The organism is Alkalibacterium gilvum, from assembly GCF_900109085.1.
GTDB classification, from domain to species: Bacteria; Bacillota; Bacilli; order Lactobacillales; family Carnobacteriaceae_A; genus Alkalibacterium; species Alkalibacterium gilvum.
Window position 1 is genome coordinate 1 of record NZ_FNYW01000026.1, and the last position, 18565, is coordinate 18565.

Below are 18565 nucleotides of genomic sequence, written 5' to 3' on the forward strand. Positions count from 1 at the left end.
CCGAAGTCTGGTCATGTTCGGACATTCATAGGATTAAAGTTATAAGAATGCGTCGAACTTGGACATCTTCGGTTCATTCCACATGTTTTTATGCTACCATTGTCCGAAGTTACACTAAATAACTGTATATTCAGCTTCGACGCTTAGTTTCTGAGTAATTCATTGATAATAACGCAATCACTGATTCATTTTTATAATTATTTTTCCAATATTCTCATCATTTTCCATGATTCGATGTGCTTCTGGTAATTTTTCAAAGGGTAACACGGTGTGAATAATTGGCTGAAGTTTCTTTTCCTTGAATAAAGGCATGGCTATTTGCATAAATTCTCTTGATAAGCTCGCTTTATACTCATCGCTTCTTGGCGTAAGCAAGGTCCCTTTTAATGCAATCCTTTTTCTCATCAATTCACTAAGCGAAACCCTTTCAACTTCACTTCCCCCAAGCATTCCTATCAAAACCCACCTGGCATCTGCAGCACAACTGGCTAAATTCATTGGCCAGTAAGATGCACCAACAAAATCTAAAATAACATCAACTCCAGTGCCTTTTGTTACGTCATTTATTCGCTCGTCAAACGACTCTTCTTTATAATTTATAGTGACGCTAGCTCCTAACTTTCTAGCCATTTCTTGTTTCTCTGGTTTTCCTGCTGTAGCAAAAATCGTTGCTTGACTCAATTGTTTGGCTAATTGAATTGCTGCTGTTCCCACGCCACTTCCTGCTGCATGGATCAATATCTTTTCTTCATTTTTAAGTTCCCCTAACCAATATATCGTCTGATAGGCTGTCAAAAACACTTCAGGTATCGCAGCACCTTCTTTAAAAGATAGCTCATCAGGAAGTATCATAGCTCGGTCAGCTCGCATAACGACATATTCACCGTACCCACCATGATTGACCAGGCCACAGACACGGGTCCCCGCATTTAATTTTGAATCTGTGGACTGATTAGAATCGACTACACCGCTAACTTCAACACCTAAAATTGGGTAGGGCTTTTTAAGTGCTGCATTTTGTCGAGTCAATGTATCCGTGCGGTTAATCCCAGCCGCTTTGACCTTAATCAACAACTCTCCTGTTTGTGGTTCGGGTTTATCCACATCTATTTGTTTAAGAACCTCTCTACTACCCGGTTTTTCAATACTCCATGCTTTCATTCTCTTCCTTCCTTTCTGTCTCTTTGTAAGTACATAATAAAAAAACACCCTGATGAAAAGGCGATTTTTTATTTCTATTGAATTATCTTCCTGATCTTACTATTCTCGCTCCAAAGGGTAATAATGCAAGTTTAGCATGCTTAAAATGTTGGAGGCCAAAGGGGATGCCTACAATGGTCAAACAAAACACTATTCCCATCGTTACTTCCTCAATAGCTATAGCAAACCCTCCAAGGATTATCCATAAAATATTCAGCACAAAGGATACGCCCCCTTGACCAAACTCAACTTTCCTTCCAAAGGGAGCGGCTGCCATTACAGAAAATTTAAAACACTGTCTACCAATTGGATAACCGATAATAGTAATCGACCAAAGGATTCCCAAAGCTAGCCATGTAAAAAAGCTAACAAACCCTCCTAAAATAAACCATAAAACATTTCCGATTAGATTCAAAGTGTTCTTCCTCTCATAAAATCAATTTAATTTTGGCGGTCGTTCATATTGATTATTCATTTCCTGGAAATCAGAATGCATCCACTGGAGTAAATAATCAAAATCATTCTCTTCCAATTCAAAGTCAAAGATATCAAAATTCTCTTCTATACGATATAAGTGCGCTGACTTTGTCAAAGGAACTACATTTAATTTTATACAAAATCTGAGTAGAATTTGCGCCAGTGTTTTGTTATATTTTTGAAGCATTTCTCTAACGCGATCCTCTTTTTTCAAAACATTCAAAGGACTTAAGGGAGAATATGCTTGAACAACAATATCATTCTTCCGACAATATTCCCTTACCTCATCCTGTGTCGTTCCAGGATGCACTAATATCTGGTTAACCATTGGTTTAATTTCTGCATGATTCACTAGATTTTTTAGATGTGTTTCAAAGAAATTACTAACACCAATGGCTTTCAATTTACCTTCTCTATAAAGCTCTTCCATTTCTTTCCACGTTTCTAGATTATCCTCTGCCCAGTCTTCATCTTGACTTGTAACAACAGGCCAATGAATCAAATATAAGTCAAGATAATCTGTATTTAAACTTTTTAGAGTCTCTTCTACTTCTTGTCTCACATTTCCATACCCATGGGCTTTATTTCTTAGCTTGCTAGTCAAAAACAGAGCCTCTCTAGGGATATCTAGTTGTTTAATTGCCTTTCCAACTAAATGTTCATTCTGATATTCAGCAGCATTATCAATGTGTCGAAAGCCTACTTCAATAGCTTTCTCTAACGTTTTTAGCACTTCTTCTTCTTTGATGATTTGATCTATTCCAAAACCGATCACTGGCATTTTCAGTCCGTTGGCTAATGTTACGCTTTCCATTTTAAATACCTCCACTTCAAAAGTGTTCGACGATACCTATACATTCTTTCTCTATTATACAATAGATATAGTTTCTGTTCTATTAACACCATCTGAACATCTTGAAAAAATTAAAATTAGTCTATTATTAAAGTTTTATAGTATTCTGAGGTTTTCCTTTTAAAAATTGCACAGTATTACTAAAGACAATCTCAGCTCTTTTCACCATCGCCTCATCGGTCAAGTAAGCAACATGTGGCGTTAGAACTGCATTTTTTGCATGCAAGAGTGGGTAATTTTCTGGAAGTGGGGGTTCCATATCAAACACATCAATTCCAGCCCCTGCTAACCTATCGTTATTAAGTAGATTCGCTACATGTTTATTATCTACAATTGGGCCTCGTGCACAATTTATTAGAATCGCGGAAGATTTCATGCTATTTAATTTCTCTTCTGATAAAAAGTTTTCCGTTTCGTTATTCATAGGTAAATGAACTGATACAATATCGCTCTCAGAGAGTAATTCATCCAAGGTTAAATACTTCAAACCCATTTTTTTAGCTTCTTCTTTCTCTGTACGGTTATATCCCACAAGATTAGCCCCAAAAGCTTTAAATAATTCAGCTGTTTTAAGTCCAATTTTACCTGTACCTACAATACCTACCGTCTTTCCTCTGATTTCATTACCTTGTATCATTCCTTTAAAAGGAATCTTTCTAATATCTTGATTCCCTTGAGACAAAGAGCGATATATATCCAGCGTCAGACCTATAACCAATTCGGCCACCGATTGATCTGAATATCCCGATGCATTCGCAATTTTTATACCCTTTTCCTTGGCAGCGTCCCGAGCAACATGATCAACCCCAGTAAACGCCACATTAATGAGTTTTGTCTGGTCGAGTTGGTCGACAACCTTTTTGGGATAAGGATTGTTCGCAATCATAACAACATCCACATCGCGGCTCCGCTCCAATAGTACATCTGGTTTTGTTGTCTTTTTATCATAATAAATAAATTCGTGCCCTAATTCTTTTATTGGCTGAGCTAATTTTTCAATCATTTCTTTTGACACTCTAAGTGGTTCGAGTAAGGCAACTTTCATTTAATACTTCCTCCTAAATATTTCGTTTTAATATAATATATGTGTTTTTTTGAAAACCTTTCATATATACAGGATAACACAGGGTGCTGCCTTATATCTCTTTTGAATAATATTCTATTTTTTTAAGGAAGTTAAAATAATGGTTTCTATAATAAAAAAATTAGCTGCTTAAAGAAATTACCGTGCACCACAAGAAGTCGACAGCTCAGATAAATAAACGTGTACTTTGTTTAAACTAGTCACGGAACTCTTTCCCCTCAAAAATTTTTGATAACGACATTAAAACAGAGTGAGGAGCGTTCAAATCGGTCAACGTTTTTTTACGCATGCTGATTTAAAAATTATTTTTTCTAAATACGTTTGTCTTTATTAAGTTGCGCGACCTCCAGCGCTAATCGACTTCGACGAAAGGCACGCATTCGTGACTTACGGGACCTCCAGCGCTAATCAACTTCAACGAAAGGCACGCATTCGTGACTTGCGAGACCTCCAGCGCTAATCAACTTCAACGAAAGGCACGCATTCGTGACTTACGCGACCTCTAGCTCTGTTTGAATCGGACGAAGGGCACGCATTTTTGCTTTGCATGCCTTTTAAGGTTAGTTGAAACGATGGGCAGCCATCCTTTTCCAATTGAATAGAAGATATTTTTGGGTTATACTAAAAAAGTTTAAAATCACTATAAATGAGGAAGATGAATTGATGAAATATAAAAAATTAATCTTTGATTTAGACAATACCATTCTCGACTTTAGAGATACGGAAGAAAAAGCATTGAGAAAAATAATTTCAGCTTATAATCTTCCTTACACTGAAGATACTATTCAATCATATAAAGGGATTAACCATGATTTATGGCAAAAACTCGAACAGGGTAAGATTACTCGGGAAAAACTTTTTGCTAGTCGCTTTTTCTTATTTCTTGAAAGATTTGGTATAACTGTTGACGGAAAAAAAGTAGATACGATGTATAGAAATGCATTAAGTGAAGGCTTTTTGATGATGAAAAATGCTCACGAGGTTTTAACTACTTTAAAAAATAATGGGTATAAATTATATGCTGGTACAAACGGTGTGGCAAGTACGCAAAGGCAAAGATTAGCAGGCGCTAACTTAAATCATTTTTTCGAAGAGATTTTTATTTCAGAAGAAATCGGTGTTGAAAAACCTGATCCCTTCTTTTTCCAATATATCTTTGATACGCTAAATTCACATAATAATGGCGAATATCTTATGATTGGTGACAGTTTGTCTTCTGATATAAAGGGTGCTAAGAATATCGGTATTGATAGCGTTTGGTATAATTTTGATCACGTAAAAGATTACCCAAGTACGGTTCAAAGCACGTACACAATTACTGATTTATTGGAATTATTACCCTTATTTGGTATAGAAAAAGATGGAAAGTAATAAGGACCTAAATATAAGCAAAGAAGGAGTTAGGATGAAATAAAGTCCTAAACTCCTTCTTTGTTTTATACTACTCCTATACTAAAGTCTAGATTGGGCCCAACAGGAACGATGCCTGTGGGATTTATCGTTTTATGACTTCTATAATAGTGTTCTTTTATATGAGTAAAATTGATTGTTTCAGAAACACCTGGCCAATTATAAAGTTCTCGTGTGTAGCGCCACAAATTCTCATAATCGGTGATTCTTTTTATATTACACTTGAAGTGTCCGTGATAAACACTGTCAAAGCGAATCAAGGTTGTAAACAAACGCCAGTCAGCTTCAGTAAGTTGACTGCCAACAAGATAAGGTTGGTTTTCAAGTGTCGCCTCAAGCTCATCAAGGGCTTCGAAAAGTATTTTCACTTCTTTTTCATAAACACTTTGTTTGGTGGCAAAGCCGGCTTTGTATACGCCGTTATTAATCGCGTGATAAACACGATCATTTATTGTATCAATAGCTTCTCTCAAATTTTCTGGGTAATAATTAGCTTTTTTAGCTCCTATATCATCGAAGGCGGTATTCAACATACGCATGATTTCAGAGGATTCATTATTGACTATTTTATCTTGCCTTAGATCATATAAAACGGGAACAGTCACTCGTCCACTGTAATCTGGCTCGACGCGTTTATATACTTCATACAAGTAATCTGCGTCATCCACTGGATCAGGAATGACACCATCTGCCGGTTCAAACGTCCATCCGTGTTCTGCCATTAGTGGATTGACAACAGAGACAGAAATCATCCCCTCGAGTCCTTTTAACTTCCGCATGATCATTGCACGGTTTGCCCACGGACATGCATTCGAAACATACAAATGATACCTGCCCGATTCTGCTTTAAATCCCGTTTCACCCGTCGGACCTTTACTGCCAGCTTTCGTGATCCAATTTCTAAATTGTGATTCTTCTCGAATAAAACGCCCATCATTTTTATCTGTATCATACCAACGATCATACCATTTTCCATCTACTAATAGTCCCATAACGTCCTCCTTATAATTTTTATCAAATTATTCAGCAGTCAGTTCAATCAAATTACCTTCAGGGTCTTCAATGACAGCTTCGTAATAACCATCGCCTGTCGTTCGTGGTCCGTTTACTAACATATAGCCGTCTGATTCCAACTTATCCACAAGGTTATCCACAACTTCTTTATCTCCCACACTCATGGCTAAATGTGCATAACCATAACTTTCTATATTCGGACGTTTGATATCTTCTCGATGCATCAGCTCCAATCTACTTCCCGATTCAAATGTTAAAAAATATGATTTAAATCCTTTTTTAGGATTATGGTAGAGCGTGTTACTTTTAGCTGAAAAATATTTTTCATAAAAATCTTTCATTCTCTCCAAATCAATCGTCCATAAACCAATATGTTCAATTTTCATTTAACGTCACTTCTTCCTTTTTTTAATTATTTTTGTACGAATATATATACCAATTCCTACTAATGCTACTATTATCAGTATAAAGGGAATAGCGTAAATCAACCAGATAAATGCATCTTGAATGAAGTAATAAAATGCGTAGAAAGAGTTGACGAAGGCTTCACTGATTCTTTCCCAGAATGATAACCCTTCACCGTGCATATTAGTTATACGCGGGCGTTCGACTACTGATAGATGAACTTCTGTATAGTCCATCAAGTTGTCAAAGGTATCCAGACGAGACTGCAACTCCTCACGTTCGGCAATCGTTTCACTAAGACTGTTCTCGATTTGAAGAATAGCCTCGATAGATTCTGCCTGTTCCAATAGTTCATTTAATCGTGTTTCTTTATTTAGAAGAACATTGAGACGTGATTCAGTGTCTCTGTAAGTTTGCGTGATGTCTTCTGTCCCTACGTGTTCGCTTAGCTTATAAGCATCCATACCTTTGAGATCCTTCAAAAAACCATCAAGGGAGTCAGTAGGAATTCGGAACAAGTAGTTGATTTGTCTGTACTGACGAGACTCCTCTCTCGGAGCTATACCTGAAGGAGAATAACTTGATTCATCAGAATATTCAATGTACCCGTCATAATCGCTTACTGTGTCCAGAACGTATTGTGTAGTTTTCTGAAAATCCAATGTTTCATATTCCAGTTGAACACGTCGGATGACTTTGTCGCCGATCAATTGTTCACCCTGGCTATCAGAAACAGCTCCATCTTCAGCCTCTTCTTCGATAGCCATGTCCTCAGACATCTCATTCTTATAGCCAACGCCCTGACCTGGTTCAGATGTATCAGATGCATTAGATGCATCAGACATGTCATTACCATTATCATCACCAGCACAACCAGACAGTATTAAAAAGAAAAACAGTATGAAACCCAACCACTTTCTCATCATCAGTACCCACTCCTTGACCAACAAATTTTAACCGCTTTCTTATCTCTATTATAGAGAAAATAACCTTTGATTTGTTGATTAATAAGAATTAATTAAAAACTCTCCTACTCATTTTCGAGTCAGAGAGTATTAGCTATGCGATATAATGACTGCTTTTGATACTGTTGTAAATTTAGCTTAACCCGCGTTTCATTCCTGAAAGCTCGCGGAAAGGCTGGATATCTTGTACATATTCGAGGATACCCATATACGCTCCGTCATCATCTCTGACGGCCACATAAGTCACATGGATAAACTGACCATTTTTACGAGGAAACCACATGCTTTCCTTGTCTTTTTCACCCGTACTCAAATCATCGATTAATTTTAGTACCATATCAAGACTTTTAGGTGGGTGGCAATTTTTCACTTCTCTACCAATCGCACTGGCGGGACGAGGGAAAGCTTTATCCTCATTCAAAATACTGTCATTGAAATATTTAAAGATGTTATCTTTGTTAATAAAAGTAAGCTCTAACGGGAGAAGATCTAAAATTTTAGCCACTTCATTTAACGTTAAAAAGCCTTTGCCAAAAGGAAGTTCAGCACCTGAAGTCTGCAGCGTAGATATTCTTGTTTCCCCCTCTACCTCAGGGGTTGATGCAGTCGTATCGGATGAAATGAAATCTGTGCGCTCTGGAACCCATTTTTTCTCTGGTCTCACTATTGCATAGCCATATTCTTCGCTATCTGTTGCAATCTTTAACCAGTCGTCTTCATTAAAAATTTCCAGAACAAGTGGAATCAAGATTGTCGCCTCTTTGAAAATCATTTCATTAAACTCAAAGGCAAAAGACTCAAAATTCTCTGCTATTTTTTCCTTGCCAATCGTTTCTATATTTTCTAAATTACTTACCACTACTCTAAATAGTTCTCTAATCTGGTCATCCACTCCCCACATCACTTTTGGCGGGGCATCGTGACCATACTTTTCCATCACTGGGAACCAAACTTCTTCCTTACGTTTATAATGAGCATCAAACTGCCCGAGTAAATCCAACTGATTAGAAAGACCTTTAAGCAAACCCATTTCATAAGGTGCTTCTCCCAGATTTTTAATTATACGATTAATTCGCATCACTGCTGCACGTAGAGCTTGATTTTCAGTCCGCATAATATGAATCGGATGCCCTGGTTTTTCGAATTCACTGATTTCACCAGGTTCAGATACACGATTTTTAAATAAATTAGCATGAACATTACATAACTTCATAACATCTTCAAAGGTAATATCGTTATCGTCGCTATCAATCAGTTCGTGTTCCATAAGGGAAATTTCAATGGCACTAACGCCTTGAAAATGTTTATCAAATTCCTCTTGAATCGACTCGGGAGTGGCTCCCTCATGAAGGCTTTGAAGTATATTTTTCAAGACATGCACACGTTTTTTTTGCGCATCATTTAATCGTTCTGATTCACTCATTTTCACTCGACACCCTTCACTTCATATCCATTCCATTCTAGCTTATTAACCAAGTCACCAATAGAAATATTTATTTTTTTGACTCCTTGATTTAAATTAACTAAACGTCCAACAGAATGAAGCATTTTTTGATCCATCAAAGGTTTAAACCCTGCTTCAACAAGGAGCGGCTTAAGTTCTGGATTTTTTTCCAATACTTTATATACAGGAATTTTAAAATCAATCACATTGTCCATGAGAGCTTCCTTTCTAATATAAGATAGCATGTAAAAACTTATTTCAGTATATTATTGTCATCATAGTTATTTTCTTCATTATCTTAACATATTTATCGGTCGCCAGACGTTCAACATATGACAAATTTCAGTAGGATTATAAACGTTGCACCGTAAAATGTTGTCAGCAATAAGCAGTCGCTTGTTCATAGTTTCTGAAAATGCTTGCCTTGACTTTAAAATAACACCGTGCTATAAATGTAAGATAAACACTTAGACATATTTGGCAAAATAATTCTAATTGGGTGGTTCTTATGAAAGCCGCACGTTTTAAAAAAATAATATATATCACATTAGGTTCCTTATCGCTTGCGATTGGAACACTTGGCATGTTTCTGCCCATTTTACCTACGACACCCCTTTTACTACTGACAGGATTCTTTTATTTGAGAAGTTCGAAAAAAATGTATCACTGGTTAATTCACCACCCTATCTTCGGGGCTTATATTTATAGCTATATTAAATTCAAAGCCATTTCCATGAAAACAAAAGTCAGTGCGATCACCATTTTATGGCTTTCCATTATATTTTCTATATACTTATTAGATAATATATGGCTGCAATTAATGCTCTTTACTATAGCTAGTACGGTAACACTATATATCAGCTCATTAAAGACCTTATCCAAGGCAAAACTTGTCGAATATAAGCAGCACCAAGCAACTTTTCGCAATTAAACAGTCATCACTAAACATAAAGTATTAGTCATTTATATGATTAATACTTTTTTTATATATTTCGTTTTTTCTTATAAAGAATAGTTATTAGATAGTTTAAATTCCTCTACCTATGTAAATAATATCCAAAAACTATTTTAATTTATTCAAATTTTAGTCAATTATTATATATAATTTTATATAATTATATTGACGAATTTTTATTAACTATGTATACTATGGTCATTGCTGAATATGTGAAATAAATATCAAAGTTTCTATTTAACTATCATTTTAAAAAGAGGTGAACAAAAACAATGAATATCCAGCATTTCGTTGATACTCGAAAAGCAAAGGGCTTATCGCAATCGGATCTTGCAGACGGCATATGTACTCAGGCAACGCTTAGCCGTTTTGAAAACAATGGCCAAGTGCCAAACCTGAAAATATTGAACAAACTTTGTAACCGCATTGACTTTCCTTTAAGTGACTTATTTCCCAAAGTAGGGGTTCGTTACTCAGAAGTCGTTGAAAAAATGAATCAAGCAGAATTTTTCTTGATAACAAGTAAATATGAAAAAGCACATCAACTTATCGCAAGCATTGCCATCGACACGATTGATGATTCTCATCTAATGCTAAGATATCATTATCTAAACGGCTTTATCATGATTTTCCAGCAACAACCTATCATGGACATCCTTTTCACATTTGACCAGGTTCTTTTGGAAGAAGAAACAGCAGACTCAACTATCTTCCGACTCCTCGCCCACACAGGTATAGGAATGGCCTACTCACGTGAAGGTGATTTGGATAAGGCAGAATTTTACTTCAACAAAGTTCTAGAAAAAATCTACAGTTATCCGGCTAAGAATATGGAAGATACATGGCGTGTACTGAATATCGTTTATAACAGTGGTGTTTTTTATTCCTTGATCGAAGAGCTTGAAATTAGTGATGCACTTCTTTTACATGCTGTTACAATTTGTTCTGATAATCACGTAACTTATTATTTGGCGAAAGCCGCTATTCAACTAGCGAAAAATTCCATTATTAAAGAGGACGCAACAGATAAGATTTTAGAACTTATTTATGATGCAAGGGCGTATTCCAAGGTAAATAGAAACGACATTGCACTGGCTGAGCTCTCCAGACTAGAAAAGTCGGTACTTGAGAAGCAGTAATTTTTTACTATTACTTGTTAAAAAATGAACATAGGAGATTTATTTATGCCTGAAAAGCGAGAGTCCGTCCGTATGATGGGAACGATCATTGATATCATGGTCCATACATTTGTTAGTGAAGAGAGCGATCGTATCATTGATGAGGTTATAAAAAAACTAGAATGTTATGAACAACGTTTTAGTGCAAATAATCCTGAATCTGAATTAATGAAAGTAAATCAGGCATCAGGCATCTCTCCGGTCAAAGTGCATCACGATCTCTATCAGTTAATTAAAAAAGGAAAAGAACACAGTCTGAAAGAAGATAGTCATTTAAATATTGCTTTAGGCCCTTTGATTAAAGCCTGGCATATTGGTTTCGATGATGCAAAAAGACCTGCTCATGTGGCAATTACTGCGGCGTTAAAGTTAACGGACCCTAATTGCATTAAACTTAACGATATTGATCAGTCCGTTTTTCTTGAAAAAAAAGGTATGCAAATCGATTTAGGCGCTTTAGCTAAAGGGTATATTGCTGATTTAATCATAAGTTTCTTGAAAACTCTACCGGTAAAAACGGCTTTTATTAATTTGGGCGGCAATTTTGTCTCTTTCGGACCCTCGCAAACACGTGATTCCGGCTTTTATCGTATCGGGATACAAGATCCTAAGCGCAAGCGAAATCAGTATCTTTTAGCTGTGGATACAAAAGATCAATCTGTTGTGACTTCGGGCATTTATGAAAGAATCCTTAAGCATAATGATGAGACCTTTCATCATATTTTTGATACACGGACTGGCTATCCCATTGAAACAAACCTTGCCAGTCTAACCATTATTTCAACTCAATCTGTAGATGGTGAAATTTGGACGACACGCCTTTTTGGGCATAGTATCCCTACTATATTATCTATCGTTGAAAAGCTTTCTGGTATCGAATGTGTTCTAGTCACAGAAACCAATGAGGTAAACTATTCATCAGGTTTAGACGGTAGAATTACTCCATTAATCTCTAGGTAATCCCATTTAAAAAAATCATGAACAAGAAAGGAACGAATAAGAATGAAACATTTAATCGGCCTTGTGGGGACAAACTCCAGCCAATCAACTAATCGTAAATTGCTGCAATTTATACAAATGCACTTCCAAGAAGAGGCGACAGTGGAATTAATGGAAATCAAAGACTTCCCTGTTTTCAATAAGCCTTCAGACAGTACGCTTCCGTCAATCATTCAAGAAGCTGCAGAAAAGATAGAAAAAGCTGATGGTGTTATCATCAGTACACCAGAGTACGATCACGCAATCCCAGCCTCACTAATTAATGCACTGAATTGGTTATCTTATGACATCTATCCTTTTGTAGATAAACCTGTCATGATCACGGGAGCTTCTTATGGAACACTTGGCTCTTCACGTGCACAAGCACAATTACGTCAGATACTCGATTCACCTGAATTAAAAGCTCGTATCATGCCAAGTTCCGAATTCTTACTCAATCATTCATTGCAAGCTTTTGATGAAGAAAACGGCTTAAAGAATACCGATCAAATCGAAAAACTCACAGGCCTATTTAGAGACTTTCTCGTATTTGTAGACTTGGTAAATCAATTAGTACAAGCACACGGCAGTAACAAAAAAGAAGCGGAAAACTTTTCTTGGGAAAATATTTAAACTAGGAGTGTTAAAACAATGAAATATGTAGGCATCGTCGGTTCAAACGCCGACCTATCGTATAACCGTTATTTACTTAACTTTATTAAAAAACAGTACTCACATTTATTTGAATTGGACATCGTCGAAATCAAAGATATCCCTATGTTCAATCAGGATAATGACCAAACAAATAGCCAGCCCATTCAAAATCTGAATCAGAAAATATTAGATGCAGACGGCGTCATTATCGCAACACCTGAACATAACCATACAATTCCAGCCAGTTTGAAAAGTGTTATTGAGTGGTTATCTTTCAAAATCCATCCTCTTGACAATAAGCCTGTCATGATTGTCGGGGCTTCCTACTATGATCAGGGTTCTTCACGTGCCCAGTTACACTTACGTCAAATACTAGATGCACCAGGTGTTAATGCAATCGTTATGCCGGGAAATGAATTTCTGCTTGGTCGCGTTAAAGAAGCGTTTGATGAAGAGTACAATTTAAAAGACCAAGGAACCATAGACTTTCTTCAGTCTATTCTTGAAAAATATAATGCCTTTGTTCAATTGGTAAATCGCCTGGAAGCTCCAAAAGAAGAGCCTTTACCTGAAGAGGATCTCCACGCATCACAAGCAATTGAAACAACTATTGAAGATGTTGAAATGGAAGCTCAGGATTGGGTTGAGCAAGCAGCTGAAAAAGTCGATGCTGTCGAGGGTAATACCTATGTTAAATTAAACCGTGGAATCTTGACCGTTGATCAGATCAATACCTTCCTAGCATCTATGCCAATGGAATTGACTTTCGCCGATGAAAACAACCAATTTTTATATTACAACTACACTAAAGAAGCTGAAGACATGTTAGCTGACCGTGTTCCAGGACAAGTTGGAAATCCGCTCGTCCTTTGTCACCCTGAGGCTGCACTTAAAAATGTTGGCTGGGTCGTTCAACAGTTACGCGCTGGCAAGCAAGATGTCGTGCGTATACATGTGCCGACTCACGGTCCGGATAAATTCGTTGTGCATAACTATCAAGCCATGCATGATGAAGAAGGCAATTATAGAGGGATCAACGAATATATTCTTGACTTCAAGCCAATCGTGGACTGGTACCTCAAACAAACTGGTCTAAAACTTGAAGGTGATATCGATGCTACAAGTGGCGCCTCACAAGCAGATGACGCAGAAGTCGACGCCGGTACTGGTGCAAGTGTTAAAAGTTAATACATCACTTTTCTAAATTAAACAGAGTGTTTAAACAATATAAGCCTTCGACTGTCTGTCGGAGGCTTTTTTGTAAAAACAAACATGTTTAGGATCATGTATAGCAGTCAAATCTATCCCAATAGGTCCCCTTTTATAGCAGGTTGGTTTACTTGCACATAAATCGTTCCTGTGTTTTACTTTAGGTAAGCAAAATAGCATCGTTAAAAAAGGTTTCTAGGATTCCTGTTATAATAAAGTATAAAAATTCTAAATACATTACATGAGGAAGTTATCCATGACCAACGCTTATAATTTTGTTGTTGAAACACCCGCAGGCGAAGACTTTGCCTTGAATCAGTATCAAGGCAAGGCATTACTTATCGTAAACACGGCCAGCCAATGTGGCTTTGCACCTCAGTTTGAAGGCCTTCAGAAGTTATATGAGCAATACCAGTATGATGACTTTCTTGTATTAGGTTTTCCATGTGGACAATTCAAGGAACAAGAATTTGACGATATTGAAAAGACAATGGAATTTTGCCAAATGAACTACAATGTCTCGTTTCCAATGTTTGCTAAAATTGATGTGAATGGTGAAAATGCTCATCCTTTATACAAGTATTTGAAAGAAGAAAAAAAAGGATTATTAATGAATAACATCAAATGGAATTTCACTAAATTCTTAATAGATAAAAACGGTCAAGTCGTTGAACGCTATGCGCCAACGACTAAGCCTGAGGATATTGAAACAGATATCAAAGAGATTTTGTAGTGATAAATCAATCAAATTCCCCCCTTATTTAAAAAGAGAAAATAGGCTCAGCGCAATAAATGCGCTGAGCCTATTTTTTAATATAAACATTAAGGTTTTTAGGTTCTATAATTAATCGTGTTGGTGAGTTCTAACGAACTCGCTGGCACGTTTTTTGTATATCAATAGAAAAAGGTCAGTAGATTCCCTTATAATTAAGTCGACGAAAACCAATCAAAGGAGAATCTACATGACCCACTCTCATATTATACGAAATTCATTAAATATTAAAGATGAAAATATTATTTTTGATGTAAATAATTATCTTTGTCCCGAAGAAAAGATAAAGGGGACGAACTACTTGATTTATCAAGCTACATTGACATACAAGCCAAAGGCTTGTCATCACTGCGGATCGATCAATGAGGAATACTTGATTACTAAAAACGGCACAAAAATCTCTACTGTCAAATTGGGGAATATCCTCTTTAAACCAGCTCTTTTACGCTTAAGAAAGCAGCGTTATCTGTGCCACGAATGTAATCGTACGTTTATAGCGTCGACCACACTCGTTGATAAGCACTGCTTTATTTCTAACCCAATTAAGAACGCTGTTGGTTATGAATTAGCTGAGACACAGAGCATGAAGTGTATTGCAAAACGTGTTTCCATATCCTCGACAACGGTTATACGGCTTCTAGTGAACTCCGGGAAAGCTCTTGAGCCATCAAGGTTTGAACTGCCTGAACATCTTTCTTTTGATGAATTTAAATCGGTGAAAGAAGCGGCTGGATCAATGAGCTTTATCTTTACAGATGCGCAAACGCATGACATTATAGATATTGTAGAAAACAGGCAACAAAGAGAACTGATTGCTTATTTCCAACGATATCCAAATGAACTGCGTCAAAAGGTCAAGACAGTGACGTTAGACATGTACAGCCCTTATATAAAAGTCATACACGACTGCTTTCCGAACGCTGAATTAATTATTGATCGGTTTCATATCGTGCAACATATCAACCGTGCGCTCAATCGCTTGCGTATAGAGATAATGAAGACCATCCGCTATACTCGACCACGCGATTACTCCAAGTTAAAGAAACAGTGGAAATTAATTCTTAAGAATGTCTGGGATATCGATTTTGAAACCTATGGGACCCATCGCCTTTACGATGGACTAGTTACAGAAAAAATGATGGTCAATTATCTCTTATCTATCGATAATCAGTTTCAATGGGTGTACGATTTAATAAACGACTTAAAATGGGCACTCGATACCGGAGACTATGAAGAGTTCGTTTCCCAACTTGAACGGAGTAAAGATAGACCTGTGAAGAGATATATTCGAACAACCTTCCAGACCTTAAATAAGTACTTAGATTCCATAGGAAATTCCTGTAAGTATACCTTGTCCAACGGACACCTCGAAGGCATTAACAACAAGATTAAAACAATCAAACGAAGTGGCTATGGTTACCGTAATTTTAGTCATTTGAGAGCAAGAATTCTAATTATCTTTAAGTTAAAAGATAAAGACAACAAAGAAATCAGACCCTTAACTTTTGAAGAAGAAAAAGAAATTGACAAACAATTAAATATTAAAGTCGCATAAAAAAGGTAGAAAGCACGACGGCTTTCTACCTCGGAAATCTTCGACCAACACGATTTGACAAAGACCCGGTTTTTATTGAACTGTTTTACAACACTGCAGAAGCAATTAAATGATCAAATTTTCTTATATCCACGCCACGTTTTAGATTTATTTTAAGGTGCCCCGCACGTGTCCACAGTTCCACTTCCGCATTGAAATCTAGCATTTTACCCGCATTTTCTGTTGACCACATATTTATTGAAGAATAAGGTATGGAATAAACTTCAATCTTTTTCCCCGTCAGCCCTTGTGCGTCTCTTATTATTATACGCTTATTTGTAAATACCGCTGAATCTCTAATTGTTTTATAAGCAGCTACAGCTTCTTCACCTGACACTAGCATACTGTCGATATCATTGGGAATCTTGCATTCAGATACAAATGTCCATGCTTGTATTGTCTGTAATTCATTCATAGTCTGTCCTCCTATAATGTTCATTAAATTTTAAATTATTTTCTTTTCATTCCACTTGTTCAAAATATATCTTCAGATAATTTAGAAGATCATCAAATAATTTTGGAAAGACATTTGAGCCTGATATTTCAAAATCTCTTCTGCTGTCAAAAGTTAGTTTTAGTTCCCACTGCGTCCCATCCAGGATATAAGGGTCATAATATTCCTCATCCCACGACAAAACAAATAACTCTTGGAAAAGTGTATCCTTTATATTTTGCCACTCGTTTAAAGTAATACGTAGGTGAATAGCCTTATCACTAACAGCAAGCGATGGTGTCAATGTGATATCCGCATAACTATCCCGTTCTTCAATGAGGATACTTTTGAACCCTTGATGGAAGCCGCCCATTGTAAAGTAAAACGTGTCGCAGTCATTCATTGCTTCATTTGACTTTAAACCAAATCTTTTCCCACACGTTTCACATACATACTTCCCAGTAGTTAAAGCGTCTTTACTGACTCTAATCATTTCCTGTCCACAATATGGACACTTTAAATCATTCATCAATACGCTACCTTCTTCCATTATTTAAACAAATCCCAAAATGAAAAGGTCGTTTTTTTGTATACCTTATTATAGGCTGCTTTTTTAGGATTTTTTAGCCAGCCCATACCTTTTTTTCCATATCCAGGAATTACTTTTTTCTTTATTGCACGCTTGGCTTTTCCCGTTGTACGTGCTTTGACTGAACGCTTGATACTCGGTTTACGCATACCGAATTTCATACGATTCCCTCCTTTAAAACGCGCTATCATATCTTATTCAGTGGATTTTATTTAAGATTCATTAATATAGATTCAACTAAATCCATCGTTTTAATATTATCTTCGCCTGAACTCATGGGCGTTTCACCATTGATACAGTGTTCTTTAAAGTGAGTTAATTCGCCAACAAATCCACGTAAATATAAATCTCTGTGTGCCCCTGACATGGGTGTTGCTGAAGGTGTGAGTACAGTGTCTTCTTCCGTTTGAGTCTGCCATGAGACATCCCCGGTATGGCTACTTCTATGAATAATTACTTTATTTATATCTTCAACAGTCGCAAACCCATTTTCAAAAGTTACTGTAATGTTTTCTCTTTCACGCGTCCAAGCATCCATACCTACCAAGTATGCATTACCAACAACACCTGAATCAAATTTTAATGAGATAGCTTGTGAGATGTTGCCCCCTTCTAATGATTTAAATCCTGATACTGCTACTGCCTCACCAAATAAATACCGCATCAAATCAACAATATGGATAGCAGCTAATTTCAAGAAAGCTTCCTCATCCTTACAAAAGGGGGTGCTGTCGACCGCAAATTCTACGTTAAAGGATTTTGCTTCACCCAATTGTTTTGATGTAACCATTTCCTTTAACTTCAAATAACTTGGTGCATAACGCTTCATGAAGCCGACAATTAATATAACACCCGCTTCGTGAGCTTTATCTGAAAGTTCCTTCGCCTCTGCAGATTTTAATCCTAATGGCTTTTCAGCAAATACATTTTTGCCCGCTGCGATACACTTAAGAACAATTCCTGGCATATCTTCTGCTTGAGCAACAACGACCACCCCATCACACTATTCATTCTCAAGCATTTCATCAATATTATCGTAGGCAGTTCCCTTGCTACCAAAGCGTACTAACGCTGCTTTTGATCCTTCTATATCTCTCGTGGTTACAGCTTGTATTTCTACTCCAGCCTCTACAGCTGAAGGAAGAATATTTGTTGAAGCTTGAAATCCCGCCCCAACAAAACACAATCGAGCTTTTCTCATATTATTCCCTCTTTTCATATTGTATAAACCCAGTATTTATTAGATAATTCTTGTTAACTTTTCTCATCTTTATTATGACACATATAAAAAGTCTAGTCTATTGGATTTCGTTATGAGCTTGTTCTAAGACATCCCCCACTCATTTTCAGC

The 18565-nt window shown here is 36.7% G+C and carries 22 protein-coding genes; 8 read left to right on the forward strand and 14 right to left on the reverse strand.

The window, feature by feature from the left end; genetic code table 11:
- Positions 1-177: 177 nt before the first annotated feature.
- The 4 genes from BMX83_RS07100 to BMX83_RS07115 form a co-directional block, all read right to left on the reverse strand.
- On the reverse strand, positions 178-1161 hold the full coding sequence (locus BMX83_RS07100; RefSeq protein WP_091635284.1) for an NAD(P)H-quinone oxidoreductase: 984 nt from the start codon (positions 1159-1161) through the stop codon (positions 178-180).
- An 82-nt stretch (positions 1162-1243) separates the two neighbouring features.
- Positions 1244-1615: a YccF domain-containing protein gene (locus tag BMX83_RS07105; protein ID WP_091635287.1), complete on the reverse strand. Its 372-nt coding sequence runs from the start codon at positions 1613-1615 to the stop codon at positions 1244-1246.
- Positions 1616-1636: 21 nt separating this feature from the next.
- Positions 1637-2491, reverse strand: a complete 855-nt coding sequence (locus BMX83_RS07110) for an aldo/keto reductase family protein (protein WP_091635290.1) — start codon at positions 2489-2491, stop codon at positions 1637-1639.
- A 127-nt stretch (positions 2492-2618) separates the two neighbouring features.
- The gene (locus BMX83_RS07115) at positions 2619-3575 is read right to left on the reverse strand and encodes a 2-hydroxyacid dehydrogenase (RefSeq protein WP_091635293.1); all 957 of its coding nucleotides are present in this window, start codon (positions 3573-3575) and stop codon (positions 2619-2621) included.
- 702 nt (positions 3576-4277) lie between these two features.
- Between BMX83_RS07115 and BMX83_RS07120 the strand changes: the two genes are divergently transcribed.
- Positions 4278-4985, forward strand: a complete 708-nt coding sequence (locus BMX83_RS07120) for a YjjG family noncanonical pyrimidine nucleotidase (protein ID WP_091635295.1) — start codon at positions 4278-4280, stop codon at positions 4983-4985.
- Positions 4986-5050: 65 nt separating this feature from the next.
- Here the strand turns inward: BMX83_RS07120 and BMX83_RS07125 are convergent, their stop codons facing one another.
- The 5 genes from BMX83_RS07125 to BMX83_RS07145 all read right to left on the reverse strand — a co-directional run bounded on the left by BMX83_RS07125 (position 5051) and on the right by BMX83_RS07145 (position 9067).
- On the reverse strand, positions 5051-6016 hold the full coding sequence (locus BMX83_RS07125; protein ID WP_091635298.1) for a glutathione S-transferase family protein: 966 nt from the start codon (positions 6014-6016) through the stop codon (positions 5051-5053).
- 27 nt (positions 6017-6043) lie between these two features.
- Positions 6044-6424, reverse strand: a complete 381-nt coding sequence (locus BMX83_RS07130; RefSeq protein ID WP_091635301.1) for a VOC family protein — start codon at positions 6422-6424, stop codon at positions 6044-6046.
- 6 nt (positions 6425-6430) lie between these two features.
- Positions 6431-7369: a DUF4349 domain-containing protein gene (locus BMX83_RS07135; protein ID WP_091635304.1), complete on the reverse strand. Its 939-nt coding sequence runs from the start codon at positions 7367-7369 to the stop codon at positions 6431-6433.
- Positions 7370-7541: 172 nt separating this feature from the next.
- Complete coding sequence (locus tag BMX83_RS07140; protein ID WP_091635307.1) at positions 7542-8831, reverse strand: DUF438 domain-containing protein; 1290 nt, start codon at positions 8829-8831, stop codon at positions 7542-7544.
- A 2-nt stretch (positions 8832-8833) separates the two neighbouring features.
- Positions 8834-9067, reverse strand: coding sequence for a DUF1858 domain-containing protein (locus BMX83_RS07145; RefSeq protein ID WP_091635310.1), 234 nt, complete (start codon positions 9065-9067; stop codon positions 8834-8836).
- Positions 9068-9360: 293 nt separating this feature from the next.
- Here BMX83_RS07145 and BMX83_RS07150 point away from each other — a divergent pair, with 293 nt between their 5' ends.
- The 7 genes from BMX83_RS07150 to BMX83_RS07180 all read left to right on the forward strand — a co-directional run bounded on the left by BMX83_RS07150 (position 9361) and on the right by BMX83_RS07180 (position 16153).
- Positions 9361-9783: a YbaN family protein gene (locus BMX83_RS07150; protein WP_091635313.1), complete on the forward strand. Its 423-nt coding sequence runs from the start codon at positions 9361-9363 to the stop codon at positions 9781-9783.
- Positions 9784-10079: 296 nt separating this feature from the next.
- Positions 10080-10946 carry a helix-turn-helix domain-containing protein gene (locus BMX83_RS07155; RefSeq protein ID WP_091635316.1) on the forward strand — a complete coding sequence of 289 codons (867 nt, stop codon included), beginning with the start codon at positions 10080-10082 and terminating at the stop codon, positions 10944-10946.
- A gap of 45 nt (positions 10947-10991) precedes the next feature.
- The gene (locus tag BMX83_RS07160) at positions 10992-11945 is read left to right on the forward strand and encodes an FAD:protein FMN transferase (protein ID WP_245746647.1); all 954 of its coding nucleotides are present in this window, start codon (positions 10992-10994) and stop codon (positions 11943-11945) included.
- A gap of 42 nt (positions 11946-11987) precedes the next feature.
- Positions 11988-12596 (forward strand): NADPH-dependent FMN reductase, encoded by a 609-nt coding sequence (locus BMX83_RS07165; protein WP_091635320.1) that lies wholly within the window; start codon positions 11988-11990, stop codon positions 12594-12596.
- A gap of 18 nt (positions 12597-12614) precedes the next feature.
- The gene (locus BMX83_RS07170) at positions 12615-13805 is read left to right on the forward strand and encodes an NAD(P)H-dependent oxidoreductase (RefSeq protein ID WP_091635323.1); all 1191 of its coding nucleotides are present in this window, start codon (positions 12615-12617) and stop codon (positions 13803-13805) included.
- Positions 13806-14082: 277 nt separating this feature from the next.
- Positions 14083-14559 (forward strand): glutathione peroxidase, encoded by a 477-nt coding sequence (locus BMX83_RS07175; protein ID WP_091635325.1) that lies wholly within the window; start codon positions 14083-14085, stop codon positions 14557-14559.
- A gap of 229 nt (positions 14560-14788) precedes the next feature.
- On the forward strand, positions 14789-16153 hold the full coding sequence (locus tag BMX83_RS07180) for an ISL3 family transposase (protein WP_091635328.1): 1365 nt from the start codon (positions 14789-14791) through the stop codon (positions 16151-16153).
- 85 nt (positions 16154-16238) lie between these two features.
- On the opposite strand, the gene BMX83_RS07185 is transcribed toward BMX83_RS07180, so the two are convergent.
- From BMX83_RS07185 to BMX83_RS10985, 5 genes are read right to left on the reverse strand one after another with little or no spacing between them, the layout of a single operon-like run.
- The gene (locus BMX83_RS07185; RefSeq protein WP_091635330.1) at positions 16239-16607 is read right to left on the reverse strand and encodes a PH domain-containing protein; all 369 of its coding nucleotides are present in this window, start codon (positions 16605-16607) and stop codon (positions 16239-16241) included.
- A 46-nt stretch (positions 16608-16653) separates the two neighbouring features.
- Entirely contained in the window at positions 16654-17175 is a 522-nt protein-coding gene (locus tag BMX83_RS07190) for a hypothetical protein (protein ID WP_091635333.1), read from the reverse strand.
- Positions 17175-17375: a hypothetical protein gene (locus BMX83_RS07195; RefSeq protein WP_091635336.1), complete on the reverse strand. Its 201-nt coding sequence runs from the start codon at positions 17373-17375 to the stop codon at positions 17175-17177. The genes BMX83_RS07190 and BMX83_RS07195 overlap by 1 nt, the downstream gene beginning before the upstream one ends.
- 47 nt (positions 17376-17422) lie before the next feature.
- Positions 17423-18208, reverse strand: a complete 786-nt coding sequence (locus BMX83_RS07200; RefSeq protein WP_218141928.1) for a Gfo/Idh/MocA family protein — start codon at positions 18206-18208, stop codon at positions 17423-17425.
- A gap of 9 nt (positions 18209-18217) precedes the next feature.
- Entirely contained in the window at positions 18218-18415 is a 198-nt protein-coding gene (locus BMX83_RS10985) for a Gfo/Idh/MocA family oxidoreductase (RefSeq protein ID WP_218141929.1), read from the reverse strand.
- Positions 18416-18565: the final 150 nt, after the last annotated feature.